This is a genomic window from Actinomycetota bacterium, assembly GCA_030019255.1.
Classification (GTDB): domain Bacteria; phylum Actinomycetota; class Geothermincolia; order Geothermincolales; family RBG-13-55-18; genus Solincola_A.
The window spans coordinates 22,647-35,076 of record JASEFK010000014.1 but is presented as its reverse complement, the minus strand read 5'-3'; the positions used below and the strand labels follow the sequence as shown (position 1 = coordinate 35,076).

General features: G+C 64.4%; 9 protein-coding genes and 2 tRNA genes. 3 read left to right on the top strand and 8 right to left on the bottom strand.

From position 1 onward, the window contains the following. Window positions 1-45: 45 nt before the first annotated feature. From QME84_10865 to QME84_10830, 8 genes are all read right to left on the bottom strand, one after another. Window positions 46-141 (bottom strand) — tRNA-Sec (locus QME84_10865). A 187-nt stretch (window positions 142-328) separates the two neighbouring features. Further along, complete coding sequence (gene selB / locus QME84_10860) at window positions 329-2,275, bottom strand: selenocysteine-specific translation elongation factor (protein MDI6874764.1); 1,947 nt, start codon at window positions 2,273-2,275, stop codon at window positions 329-331. A 69-nt stretch (window positions 2,276-2,344) separates the two neighbouring features. Next, entirely contained in the window at window positions 2,345-3,796 is a 1,452-nt protein-coding gene (gene selA / locus QME84_10855; GenBank protein MDI6874763.1) for an L-seryl-tRNA(Sec) selenium transferase, read from the bottom strand. A gap of 285 nt (window positions 3,797-4,081) precedes the next feature. Beyond that, complete coding sequence (gene yedF, locus QME84_10850) at window positions 4,082-4,687, bottom strand: sulfurtransferase-like selenium metabolism protein YedF (GenBank protein MDI6874762.1); 606 nt, start codon at window positions 4,685-4,687, stop codon at window positions 4,082-4,084. 223 nt (window positions 4,688-4,910) lie between these two features. After that, window positions 4,911-5,954 (bottom strand): selenide, water dikinase SelD, encoded by a 1,044-nt coding sequence (gene selD / locus QME84_10845; protein ID MDI6874761.1) that lies wholly within the window; start codon window positions 5,952-5,954, stop codon window positions 4,911-4,913. Window positions 5,955-6,670: 716 nt separating this feature from the next. Continuing rightward, the gene (locus tag QME84_10840; GenBank protein ID MDI6874760.1) at window positions 6,671-7,282 is read right to left on the bottom strand and encodes a flavodoxin family protein; all 612 of its coding nucleotides are present in this window, start codon (window positions 7,280-7,282) and stop codon (window positions 6,671-6,673) included. 262 nt (window positions 7,283-7,544) lie between these two features. Further along, on the bottom strand, window positions 7,545-8,696 hold the full coding sequence (locus QME84_10835) for a CaiB/BaiF CoA-transferase family protein (protein ID MDI6874759.1): 1,152 nt from the start codon (window positions 8,694-8,696) through the stop codon (window positions 7,545-7,547). 351 nt (window positions 8,697-9,047) lie between these two features. After that, window positions 9,048-9,125: transfer RNA gene (locus QME84_10830), tRNA-Pro, on the bottom strand. 745 nt (window positions 9,126-9,870) lie between these two features. On the opposite strand from QME84_10830, the gene QME84_10825 reads away from it, so the two are divergent. Genes QME84_10825 through QME84_10815 form a run of 3 tightly spaced genes read left to right on the top strand, consistent with a single transcriptional unit; the run spans window position 9,871 to window position 12,423 of the window. Continuing rightward, window positions 9,871-10,713: a 4Fe-4S binding protein gene (locus tag QME84_10825; protein ID MDI6874758.1), complete on the top strand. Its 843-nt coding sequence runs from the start codon at window positions 9,871-9,873 to the stop codon at window positions 10,711-10,713. After that, a complete protein-coding gene (locus QME84_10820) occupies window positions 10,713-11,267 on the top strand; it encodes a hypothetical protein (GenBank protein MDI6874757.1) in 555 nt (184 codons plus the stop codon). Before QME84_10825 ends, QME84_10820 begins: the two co-directional genes overlap by 1 nt. Before the next feature lie 7 nt (window positions 11,268-11,274). Next, window positions 11,275-12,423, top strand: a complete 1,149-nt coding sequence (locus QME84_10815) for a pyridoxal-phosphate dependent enzyme (protein MDI6874756.1) — start codon at window positions 11,275-11,277, stop codon at window positions 12,421-12,423. The last annotated feature ends 7 nt before the right edge of the window (window positions 12,424-12,430 follow it).

The window sequence follows — 12,430 nt, the reverse complement described above, 5'->3', positions numbered from 1 at the left end:
CTCCCTTGATGTGGCGGAAGACCCCATGGCGGCGGGAATAAAAAATGGCGGAGATGCGTAAGAATCGAACTTACCCGGCGCCCGTTACGACGCCGCACCGGTTTTGAAGACCGGGCCGCCCACCAGGACGGATGCATCTCCGAATAAAAATTATTATCCATGGACCTTCTTGTAAAGGATGGTTTCCGGCTCCACGCCGCCGCCCGCACCGAAACCACCATCCCCCTTCATCCTCTCGTCCCGGTATGCATTCCTTGTATCCGAGCATCCACGGCCCCGCTTATATAAAGGGCTGTTTCGGTGTTAACGCCTCGTGCCGCAGCCTGCCTTATCCCCGCACGGGCCGGAAGAGCACCCGGTAATCCCCCTCCCGGCGGGTGACCTTCTTCCGGTCCAGGTATTCGAGGAGGGGGATGGCATACTTCCGGCTGGCGCCCAGCATGTCCCGGAGGTCGGCCACGGCGAGCCTCTCGCTCTTGGAGAGGAAGGCTACCACCTTCTCCTCCGCCTCGGCCAGCTTTCCAGCGGCCAGGAAATATTCCGGGTTCACCTGCTCTATCCTTCCCTCCTCGAGGAGGATGTTCAGGAGGTCCCGGAGCCGGTTGCGGTCTACCCCCAGCCTCTCACTCAGCTCCTTGAAGAGGGGAGGGGAGAACCCGCCCTCCTTGATCAGGGATTCCAGCTCTCCCAGGAGGGTGCGTTCCCTTTCCCCCAGCGCTCGTCCCTTTCCCGCTACCCTGACCTTGCCCCCCTCCGTCTCCAGGCGACCCGCCTTGTCGGCGGCCCGCAGCAGGGAGAGGAAATCCTCCGCGGGCAACTGGAAATTTCTCCCTTTTGCCAGCCGCTCCCCCAGACGCTGGCGCAGCACCTCCTTCTCCACTCCCGCCTTCAGGGGGTTGGCGGAGTGCAGTTCCTCCACCAGCCCCACCATGGTGTCCAGAAGATGTTCCAGCCGGGAAGGGCCCAGGTAGAGCGTACCGCTTTCACCAGCTATTTCCACCAGCTTCCCCTGCGCCAGGAGCTCCTTCACCGCTCCTTCCACCACGCGGGCCTTCAACTCCAGCCTCTCCACCAGCCCGGCGACGGATAGGGGGAGGCCTCTCTCCTCCAGGGCCAGGAGCACCAGCTCGGGAGGCTCTCCACGCTCCCGGACCTTGAGCTCCTCGAGCACTTCCACCTGGTGATGGCGGTGCTTGCGGGGATGGGAGTCCAGGATGCGGCCGCCGCCGATGGTGGTGACGGGGGAATAGCTGCGGATGATGAAGCGGTCGCCGTAGCGCAGCACGGCCGGTTTCTCCAGGCGCAATTGCACCGGGTGGCTCTCGCCCGGTAGGAGCTCCTCGCGGCCCCCGAGAAGGACCACCCGGGCCATGATCTCGCTGGTGCCGTGGTGGAAGCGGATGCGGGCGCGGTTTTTCAGGGACTGCGGGGCGCTTTCCAGGAGATGGAGCAGGGCGTCGGCCATCAGGGTGGGTCGCAGGTAACCCGGGGATACTATCACGTCCCCACGAGTCACCTCCTCCTTGGAGATGCCGGGAAGGTTCATGGCCACCCTCTGGCCGGCGTAGGCCCTTTCCACGTCCTCCCCGTGTACCTGAACGTTGCGTATCCTCAGGCGCTTGCCGGAGGGCTGTACCACGGCTTCCTCCCCGTCGGCCACGCTCCCTTCCCAGAGGGTCCCGGTGACCACCGTGCCTATGCCGCGCAGGGTAAAGACGCGGTCCACGGGGAGGCGGAAGGGTCCCTCGCTGTCGCGGGAGCGGACCCTCTCCGCAGCCCGGGAGAGGGCCTGTAGGAGCTCGTCCAGGCCCTGTCCGGTGCGGCTGGAGGTGACCACCACCTCCGCATCCTCCAGGGAGGTGCCCCGCAGCGTCCCGCCGACGTCCTCCTTGACCAGCTCCAGCATGTCCTCCTCTACCAGGTCCGCCTTGGTGATGGCCACTACCCCGTCGGATACCCCAAGGAGGTCCACGATGGCCAGGTGCTCCACCGTCTGGGGCATCACTCCGTCGTCGGCGGCCACCACCAGGAGTACCAGGTCGAAACCGGTGGCCCCGGCCAGCATGTTCTTCACGAAGTGCTCGTGGCCGGGCACGTCAACCACCCCGGCGGCAATGCCGTTGGGTAGCCTGAGTTCCGCAAAGCCCAGCTCAATGGATATGCCCCGCTCCTTCTCTTCCTTGAGCCGGTCGGTGTCCGTGCCGGTCAGGGCTTTGACCAGCTCGGTTTTACCGTGATCGATGTGCCCGGCGGTCCCGATGATGAAGTTCTTCATTCCCCCGTTCCGGTAGCCAGGTCGGAAACCTTGCCGCCGGAGAAAAGGCGGTCATGGTTACCAGGTTTTTCATGATTCCGTGCGGCTTTCCTCGTCCCCCGCCGCGGAGCGGAAGGCCTCCACCACCAGGGGGACCTCCTCGTCGCTCAGGGTCCTCACGTCCAGGAGGAGCCGGTCCTCCTTTATGCGCCCGATGACCGGGGGGTCGCACCGGCGCAGGTTTTCCTCCAGCCGGTTCACCTTCATGCGGGAGGAATCCACCGCCACCACCCAGGTGGGAAGGTCCTCCATGGGAAGGGACCCACCGCCGGCGCGGGAGACGTCCTCCACGACCTCCACCCTCAGGTCGGGGCAGGCGGACGAGAGCTGCCTGGCCAGGCGGCGGGCCCTCCTGCGCAGGGACTTCGGGTCGGCGGTGAGCATGGCCAGGGTGGGTATCTCCACCAGGGCCCGCTCCGGGTCCAGGTACAGGCGAAGGGTAGCCTCCAGAGCGGCCACGGTGAGCTTGTCCGCGCGAAGGGCCCGGGCCAGGGGGTGCCTGGCCATGGCCTCCACCAGGTCCTCGCGGCCCAGGACGATGCCCGCCTGGGGACCTCCCAGGAGCTTGTCACCGCTGAAGCATACCAGGTCCGCCCCGTTCCGGAGGGAGTCGCGGATGGTCGGCTCGTGGGAGAGGCCGAAGCGGGAGAGGTCCATGTAAACCCCGCTCCCCAGGTCGTCCAGCATGATGAGCCCGTATTCGTGGGCCAGGGAAGCCAACTCCCTGAGGTCTACCTCGGCGGTGAAACCCAGGATGCGGTAGTTGCTGGGATGGGCGCGCATGATTACCGCCGTTTCGCTGGTGATAGCCCTCCGGTAGTCCTCCAGGTAGGTCTTGTTGGTGGTCCCCACCTCCACCAGCCTGGCCCCGCTCTGGGCCATAACCTCGGGAAGCCGGAAGGAGCCTCCTATCTCGATGAGCTGACCGCGGCTCACGATTACCTCCCGGTCCCTGGCGTGGGTGGTGAGGGCCAGGAGTACCGCCGCCGCGTTGTTGTTCACCACCAGCGCCGATTCGGCCCCCGTAAGCTCGCAGAGTATCCTGCGCAGGTGCATCTGGCGGGAGCCCCGCGATCCGTCCTCCAGGCGGAATTCCAGGTTGCTGTAGTGGGCGGCCGCTGTCTGCAGGGCCTCGATGGCCGGCGCGGGGAGGATGGAGCGGCCCAGGTTGGTGTGCACCACCACCCCGGTGGCGTTGATCACCCGACGGAAACTGGGCCGCAGGCGTTCCTCGACTTCCTTTTCCACCATGGACACCAGCTCCTCGGTGTCCGTGCTGATTTCGTTCAGGGACATCTCGTCGCGGGCGGCAAGGATGGCTTCCCTCACTCCCTCCAGCACGGCGCGGGAGGCCTCGGTTATCAGCTCCCGGGGGATGGAACGGTCGCCCGCTATGCGGCTGCGGTAAAAGGCCTGGATGAGATCGTTGACCGAGGACAGCCTCCGCAGGTAGTCCTTCTTCGCCTCCTCTTTCCCCGCCATGGTACCGACCCTTTGCCTGCCCTCACCGTTCCCGTTCCGAAGCGATGCCGGAATCCACCTGATGCCCTCCCCAGGAACCCTTTTTCATCCCTTCCGGGAAAACAAGGTCCGCCCGCGGTCGCGGCCCGGATGCCGCCTTCGGGGGGCGCACGAGCTCGAAAAGGCCTTTATTCTCCGGCCAGGGCCTTGCCACCATCTTTAAGGGGGTCCGCCGCCGCGCCCCCGTAACCCGCCTTGCGGATCCTTTGTTCCTGTCCACGGGCTCGGACAGGGAACGCCTCTATTTTAGATGGTTATCGAATTGGAGGCCACCAGCATGGTTTCCAGTATCTCGAACATGTTGCTCACCGTCCCCACGGCCACCTTCTCCTTGGCCCCGAAATAATCCAGGCAGGTCCCGCAGACCAGGACCTCCGTGCCCCGCGAGACCATTTCGGAGAGGGCGGGGACGGTGTCCGCGCCCTCCACCGCCAGGAGGACGCCGCGGTTGAAGAGCACCAGCCTCCAGGGCCGCTTTTCGCTCTCCGCCAGGGTGTTCAGGAAGGCCTTCATGAGTATCCTGCCCAGCTCCTCTTCGCCCCGGCCCATGACGTCCGCGGAGAGGACCACCACCCTTTTCTCCTCGGGGGACGGGGAGTGTTCCGCGCAGACGGCTCCGAGGGCGGCCTCCTCCGCACCGCCTTCCCTGCTTATGGCCAGGCGGAACACCCCTCCCTCCTCGCCGACCTCCACGCTGCATCCCTGGGAGACGGCAAAGCGGGTGACGTTATCCCGGGCCGTGGGATTGTCCACCAGCACCTCGAACCGGAGGCATCCGCGCTGTAATGCTTCCCGCGTCTTGACCACGGGGGCGGGACAGGCCATGCCCCGGGCATCCACTACCTCTCCCATCTCTCCTCCTTCACCTCTCAATCCCGGCCGATTCCCACCTCGCCACCGGCTGCGGCCGGCGAGCCCGGAGTCCATCCCCCGGACTCCATGTCTCGTCGATGAAACCCCACTGCAATTGTGTCGACCATGGTATGGATAATCCCCTTCCGGGTTTCCGGCCCCGGGACCTTGCTCCACGGGCAAACACCATCCCTTTCCGGGGGGACGCGCCGGTTGTGGATCCTCAGGTCGTCACCCTGATCACTGCGCGGGAGGCGGCGACGAACTCTCCCATCCGGTACCAGTCCCGCCCTTCCCGCAGCTCATTTCCCAGGATCTCCAGGCCCTCCGGGGGGAGGGCCACCAACAACCCCCCGGAAGTCTGGGGGTCATAAAGGATGTCACGGTCCACCTCTTCCACCCTGCCGTTGAACTCCACCCTGCCGGCCAGGAAATCACGGTTGCGGTGTGCGCCGGCCGGGATCATCCCCATGGCGGCCATTTCCCGGGTGCCGGGGTAGACGGGTATGGAGCCGGCGGATATCTCGCAGCCCAACCCCTCTTCGGGGAGCATCTCGGCGAGGTGTCCCAGGAGGCCGAAACCGGTGACGTCGGTGCAGGCTCGGGCCCCGGCGGCCACCGCGGCAAGGGAGGCCTCGCGGTTGAGAGCGGCCATCCCTTTCACGGCCGCCTCCATCTCCACTTCGGATATGAAGTCCGCCTTGAGGGCCGTGGAGAGAATGCCCGTCCCCAGGGGCTTGGTAAGCACCAGCACGTCCCCGGCGCGGGCTCCCCGGCTGGTCAGGATGCGCTCGGGGTGGACCATGCCGGTGACCGCCAGCCCGTACTTGGGTTCCTCGTCGTCCACGGTGTGCCCGCCCAGGATGACGGCGCCCGCCTCGCGTACCGCGTCCAGGCCGCCGCGCAGGATCTCCGCAAGGAGCTCCATCCCCAGAGAGCAGGGGAAGCAGACGATGTTCATGGCCGAGAGGGGAGTCCCCCCCATGGCGTATATATCGCTCAAGGCGTTGGCTGCGGCTATACGGCCGAACCAGTAGGGATCATCCACGATGGGGGTGAAAAAATCCAGGGTATGGACCAGGGCCCGTTCCGGGTCCAGGCGGTAAACGGCGGCGTCATCGGGCGTGTCCAGCCCCACCAGGATCTCCTCGCGCAGGTCTCCTGGGGGCAGCAGTCGCAGCACCTTCCTGAGGTCCTCCGGACCCACCTTGGCCGCTCACCCCGATTTGCTGGAGAGCAGCGTGAGCCTGACCTTTCTTTCGCCCATCTTCACTATATCCTTTCCAGTCCTCGTCCTCCCGATCGGTTGGATGACCGTTCCATCGTTAGTTACCCGATCGGGCTTCCCGGCCGTCCCCCGGCATTGCCGTAAGGAGGTCGTCAGCATTTCCGTCCTGCTGGGCGGGCATTACCGGACGAGAGGATGACCGGTAAGTCCGGCTTTTCTGTCCTTCGCGCAACCGGCATCTTCACCGAGTCGGGCGGTCACCGTGAGCACGAAATCCGCGGGGACCACCGTTTCGTCAAGGCGTTATTCTACACTTACCTCGCGCCCATTATAAAAATATTTTCTATATTATATAAAAATTCTGGAAGTAGGGCGTTTCCGCCCGCTTCCTCCGATTGCTTGCGCAGCCACTCCAGAAGGTTCACGGTGTCCTTTTCGACAATCATAATTATCCTTTCTCCGCTTGTTTTGCTTTCAAGGAAAAGGATGGCACGGTAGTCGCTCCTTTGTCATCCGGGCGGTGGTTCATACACCACCATTGGGGATTCTGGCCCCTACCTCTCCCGATTGACTTGCTCTTTCCCGTTCTCGAAGGGATGGGGTTGCCTCCCCGCCAGTGCGCGAATCGCTGCTGCCCTCCGGTAAAGAAGAGAAAGTCGTCCTTTGCTCTTCCAACGCCGGAAGCCCGCGCGTTCGAGGAAAGGTGCGGGAGAGATTGCGTGGCGGGAGCTGCTCCGCGGATCCGGCACGAAGCTTCAGGGCTGCGTCTCGCCGAAGTTGCGGTTGATCTCCGCCACCAGCTGCTCTCCGGCGGAATATGCGTCGCGCAGGGCCGTGGGATGGTTCTTGACCGCCCCCTTCTCCTCCATGCGGAAGAAGAGGAGGCGGTGATAATACTCGATGTCCAGGAGGCGGAAGAAGGATTCCACCACCTTGAGGGCCCCGTCGAAAGCGTGAGGGTCGTCGGCCCCGGCGGTGGAGAGGAAAAGCCCCCTGCGGGCGTGCCTGGAAGCCGGGTCGGTGACCTCCTCCTTCAGAATCTCCTTGCGTGCCCACACGCACTGGTGACGGTCGATGAGGGCCTTGGTCTGGGCGTTGAGGGAGTTGAAATACACGGGGGAGGCGAGGATTATCCCGTGGCTGGACAAAGTGAGGCCGTAGATCTTCTCCATGGCGTCTTCCTGCTGGCAGACGCCGTTGCGCCGGCACCACCCGCAACCCAGGCAAGGGTTGATATCCCGGTTGCAGACCACGATCTTGTTCACCGTGGCGCCGGCCGCCCGTGCGCCCTTGAGAGCCTCCTCGAGCAGAAGGGAGGTATTCCCGTTCTGGCGCGGGCTACCGGCAATTCCTAAAATCCTGACCATTGGCAATTCCCTCGCGGCCCTCGCAGAATTATTAACCGGATTGGTGCAAATTTTATCCGATACCCCACCTCGCCGCAAACGCTTTTGGGGATCGTTTCCGGCCGCTTTTCGAAGTCCCGGCGTTTCCGTTCAACACGGGGATCCCTCCGGGGGGACCGGGGATATAGGGTCCCTATGCCGGTGCCCCCGTGAGTGCGGGACGTTTTTCCCATCCATGTCCCTCTCGGATGATGGGCACCCCCTCCGGGCACCGCGGCGGGGATCAGAAAACGGCCTTCTCCTCCCTCATCTCGGCTATCTCTTCCCGGGAATACCCGGCCTCCAGTAAAAGCTCCTCGGTATGCTCCCCCAGCTTGGGAGGAGGGAGTTCGAAGCGGGGTGGGGTAGAGGATAACTTGTATGGGCTTCCCAGTAGGCGCACTCGCCTTTCACCTTCGCCCACTTCCACCACCATGCGGCGGTGACGGACCTGGGGGTCGTCCAGGGCTTCGGCGATGTTGGGTAGGTTGCAGTAGGGGATGTCCTTCTCGGCCATCAGCTCCATCCATTCCGCAAGGGTCCGCGAGCGCACCGCCTCCCGCACGCGGGGAAGGAGCTGCTCACAGTTCACTATGCGCTGGGCGACGTTCAGTCCCTTGGCGTCCTCCATGCCCAGGACCTCGCACAGTTCGTCCCAGAACCAGTCCTCGTGGGCTATGCCTATGACCAGGTATTCCCCGTCGGAGGTCTCAAAGATGCCGTAATGGGGCGTGGCATGAAGCGGGTTCATGGTGGGGAGCTCGCCCGTTTCCAGGTAAGGGCCCAGGCCGTTGGACAGCAGGGCGACCACGCAGTCCAGCATGGATATGTCTACCATTTGCCCCTCGCCGGTCCTCCCCCGCGCCTGGAGCGCGGCCAGTATTCCGATGGCCGAGTTGAGGGCGGAGACGATGTCCGCCACCTCGAAGCCCAGCACTACCGGCTTCCCTTCCCGGTCCCTGGTAAGCCCCAGGACTCCACCCATGGCCATGTAGTTTATATCGTGTCCGGGACGGTCGCGGTAGGGCCCGTCCTGTCCGAAACCGCTTATGGAGCAGTAGATGAGTCGGGGGTTGATCTCCCGCAGGGTCTGGTAATCCACCCCCAGGCGGGCGGTGGTCCCGGGGCGGAAACCCTCCACCACCACGTCCGCCCCGGCCGCCAGACGGCGGAAGGCTTCCTGGGCCTTGGGGTGCTTGAGGTTCAGGGCCAGGCTCTTCTTGTTGCGGTTTATCTGGTTGAAAAGGAAACTGTAGGCGCGGGCGTGGTCACCAGTCCCCGGTGGTTCCACCTTGATAACCTCCGCGCCTAGGTCGGCTAGGATCATGGTGCACAGGGGACCGGGATAGAGCTGTGAAAGATCCAGGATGCGGATACCGTTCAGGGGTGTGGTCATCCCAACCTCCTCCCTCTCGTGAGCGTGAGGTTCGGTACGGGAAGGAAGCGTCCGTGCAGGGACGCGGATGGGCCTCCTCCCTTCCCGCCGAAGTTCCGTTTCCCGCCGAGTACGCACCCATTATATAAACCGCGGCACCGTTTAAGGAAGTTAAACACCGCTCCATGCGGGGCTTGTGCGGCCGGGAGAAATGGTCTTGAAGACACGGCTGGGAGGAGGTGATCCATGTACGGAGGAAGACCACCGTAACAGGACTTTCGACCCCGGACCTCTCGGTCGAGGAGGGACGATCCGGCGGCGCTTTGGGAGGTAGCCGGCCTCAAGGCAGTCGGTTTCTGAAGGGCATAAAAATGGTCGGGGTGAGAGGATTTGAACCTCCGACCTCGGCGTCCCGAACGCCGCGCGCTGACCAAACTGCGCCACACCCCGACAATACTTTATTATAAGGAAAACATACCTCTCTTGATAACCCTTTGAGGCGATTTTCACCGCCCTCCTTCTTGGCGCCGTCCCCTTTTGTGTCCTCCCGGAGGGATTACCGGGTTCGCCCCTCGCGGCCGAATCTTCCCGTTCCCCCAAGGGGAAGACCTTTCCCTCGAATAACCCTTCGAGGGCGTTTTTCTCCGCCTTCCTTCCGTCACCACCTCCCTTGCTCGTCTCGGACAACCTTCCAGGGTCGTTTTTCGCCTCCCTTCATCCCGCGGATCCAAAGCCCGCCCGGTGAAGGAGGGTAGCGTGGCCGTTCTCCCCACCCTTTGGCCGGTCGAGCCTCCGCTCCGCTTGCCCGGCATCACGGCCCTCTCCCGTGTCGTCGTTCAACGCCCCATCTTCCGGGCGGATGTCTCCGGCAAGGGTCCGCCGCGGGCGGATCGAGGAAAGGGAAGGCTGGTGGAATATGGATTCAGCCGGTTTTTACGAACGATTGGACATGAAACGCCTGAACCCCGACACCGGGGTGGGGGCCCGCAAGGACAAACAAGGACGAACAAAGACAAACAAGGACGAACAAGGGCGGAACGGCTCGAGAACGCGTATGCCCACTGCCTTTCCCTGCGGATGGTTTCTCGCCAAGCGCCGTAAGCCCGACACCGCGGTTGCCCGGCAGGCGGCGGGAGGCCGATAATGTTGAAAAGGCGTGCGGCGGAAGAATCCGGCGGGAAAGCGGAGGAAAAACATGGGATATCCCAAGCGGGTGGTGAAGGGATTTCTATCCCTGTGGCCCTTTACCCACTTGGTTAAAAAGCTCAGCCCCTACCTGCCCTTCCGGAGGCTTTTCGCTCCCTTGGTGGACGAGAGAGTACTCCAGGTCACTTTCCTTCCCGTGGCCGAGGAAATACCTTCTCCGGAAAATACGGTCCTTCCCCGCCAGGCCCTCGCCGAGCTCATCCGGGCCTCCTCATATCGTTTCATCCACGACGGATGCATCTGCCGGAACCGGGAGGGCTGCCGGAGATATCCCCGGGATATAGGGTGTATCTTCCTGGGGGAGGCCGCCGCCCACCTCCATCCCTCCCTGGGCCACCGGGCCTCGGTGGAGGAGTGCTTGAACCACGTGGACAAAGCGGCGCGGGCCGGGCTCACGGGCATGGTCGGGCGTATATGGTTCGATGCCGCAAGCCTCGGGGTTCTGCGCAATTTCAGGCGCTTCCTGGTGGTCTGCTTCTGCTGCGACTGTTGCTGCCTGGTGCGCACGGACATGCGGGGCGCGGCCCCGGAGTTCAAGGGCGCCATACGCCGGCTGGACTCGGTGCGGGTGAGGGTCGGGGACCTTTGTGCCGGGTGCGGTACCTGCGTGGAGGCCTGTTTCGTGGGAGCGGTGGAACTGCGCGGGGGAAGGGCCTTCATCGACCCGGAAAGGTGCAAGGGCTGCGGCCGGTGCTCCCTCCTTTGTCCCAACCGCGCCATCGAGGTGGAGTTCGATCCCCAGGACGCGCTCTTCCGGGAGCTCCTGCGCCGGGCGGGAGCGGCGACCGGCGCGCGTGAGGTCGAGGGTCGGAGGGGAGGAGGTGAGGAATAATGACCGGCCCGCACGGCGAGGCGGGCGTTCCGGGCGCTCCCCCGGTGACGCCGGGTCATGCCGTAGCGACCGCCTGCCCGGGGTGCGGGCGGATGATATCCCTTCCCCACCAATTTCCCGGCGGAAGGTTTCTGTGCGCCCGGTGCCACTATCCCCAGGGGTCTCCGGGAGCAGGAAGGGGCGTCATTCCCGGGACGTGGTTCCGCGCCGTCTGCCTTGGGGGGTTGGCCGCCGTCGCCTCGGCCGGTGTTTCCCTGTGCGTTTTATACCTTGCGGGCACCGGGAGGGGAACCTGGTTCGCGCTCCTGCTCCTCTCCATGTCCCTGACCGTCGCCCTTCCCCTGGGCGTCTACCGCCGGCGCCGCAACCTGTATATCCTCGTCTCCGCCCTTTACTTCCCGCTCGGCCTGTGGTGTTTCATCTGGTACCTGGCCCCGGGGGTGGGATGGGATTACTCCTCTTCCCTTCTGGGGGGCGGGTTCTTCTTCCTGGTCCTTGGGGCGGGGGCGCTGTACCTTTACGACCGGGACCTGCGATCGCTTCCGAGGTGGTGAGAGGGCGATGGAGGAAGAATACCCGCTCTTCCGGCGCTTTCCCATGCTGGGCGCCTTCCTGCCCCGGGTTCCGCTGGGGGTCTGGCCCACTCCGGTGGAGAGGCTGTCCTCCCTGGAGCGACGGCACGGCCTCCCGCCTTTCTACGTCAAGAGGGACGACCTGAGCTCCCCTCATTACGGGGGCAACAAGGTTCGCAAGCTGGAGTTCACCCTGGCCGACGCCCTGCGTCTCGGCTGCCGGGTGGTGATGACCATGGGGGCGGCAGGCTCCAACCACGTGCTTGCCACCGCGGTGCACGGCCGTAGGGTAGGGTTGAGGACGGTGGCCCTCCTCTTCGACCAGCCCTGCGCGGAATACGTCCGCCGCAACCTTCTCCTGGATGCCCGTTTCGTGGTCCGTTTCCGCTGGGCTTCATCCATTCCCCTTATCCCCCTGGCCTACCTGGGGGAAAGGCTTTACCACCTCGGGAAGGGAGAGAAGCTCTACTGGTTGGGCCCCGGGGGTTCCTCGGTCCTGGGATGCCTGGGATACGTAAACGCGGGACTGGGGATCGCGGAGCAGGTGGAACGGGGATTGCTCCCGGAACCGGGACTGGTGGTGACGGCCATGGGGACCCACGGGACGGCGGCGGGACTGTGGGTGGGCATGAAGCTGGCCGGCCTGGGTTCCCAGCTGGTCGGGGTAGGGGTGGTGGAGACCGCCTATTGCAACCCCTTCCTGTGGGCGCGCCTGGTAAACAGGGTGGCAGAGCTCCTCCAGGGCATGGATGAAAGCATCAGGGTTCCGCGGGCCAGGCCCTCCGACCTCCTCTTCGTGGGCGACCAGCTGGGCAGGGGATACGCTCATCTCACCCGGGAGGACGTGCAGGCGGTGCGGGAGGCGTATGAGCTGGAGGGCCTGAGGCTGGAGGGGACCTATACCGGAAAGGCGCTGGCCGCCGCGCTGAGACTGGGCGGCGGTTGCGGGGGAAGACCCGTGCTTTTCGTGAACACCTGCAATTCGGCGGACCTCTCCCACCTCGTCGAAGGCATCGATTACCATAATCTGCCATATCCCCTCCATCGCTTCTTCTCCGCTCCCTGGCGCGAACTGGAGGAGGAGCTGGTCTCCTTGGCCGGCCCCCGGGATGGATGCCCCTCGGACGGCGCACCTTGAAGGAGGT

Coding starts and splice junctions, on each gene's coding strand:
- selB (MDI6874764.1), bottom strand. CDS start 2,275: ATGAAGAACTTCATCATCGGGACCGCCGGGCACATCGATCACGGTAAA.
- QME84_10820 (MDI6874757.1), top strand. CDS start 10,713: ATGACCGGCCCGCACGGCGAGGCGGGCGTTCCGGGCGCTCCCCCGGTG.
- QME84_10825 (MDI6874758.1), top strand. CDS start 9,871: ATGGGATATCCCAAGCGGGTGGTGAAGGGATTTCTATCCCTGTGGCCC.
- yedF (MDI6874762.1), bottom strand. CDS start 4,687: ATGGGAGAGGTAGTGGATGCCCGGGGCATGGCCTGTCCCGCCCCCGTG.
- QME84_10815 (MDI6874756.1), top strand. CDS start 11,275: ATGGAGGAAGAATACCCGCTCTTCCGGCGCTTTCCCATGCTGGGCGCC.
- selA (MDI6874763.1), bottom strand. CDS start 3,796: ATGGCGGGGAAAGAGGAGGCGAAGAAGGACTACCTGCGGAGGCTGTCC.
- QME84_10840 (MDI6874760.1), bottom strand. CDS start 7,282: ATGGTCAGGATTTTAGGAATTGCCGGTAGCCCGCGCCAGAACGGGAAT.
- QME84_10835 (MDI6874759.1), bottom strand. CDS start 8,696: ATGACCACACCCCTGAACGGTATCCGCATCCTGGATCTTTCACAGCTC.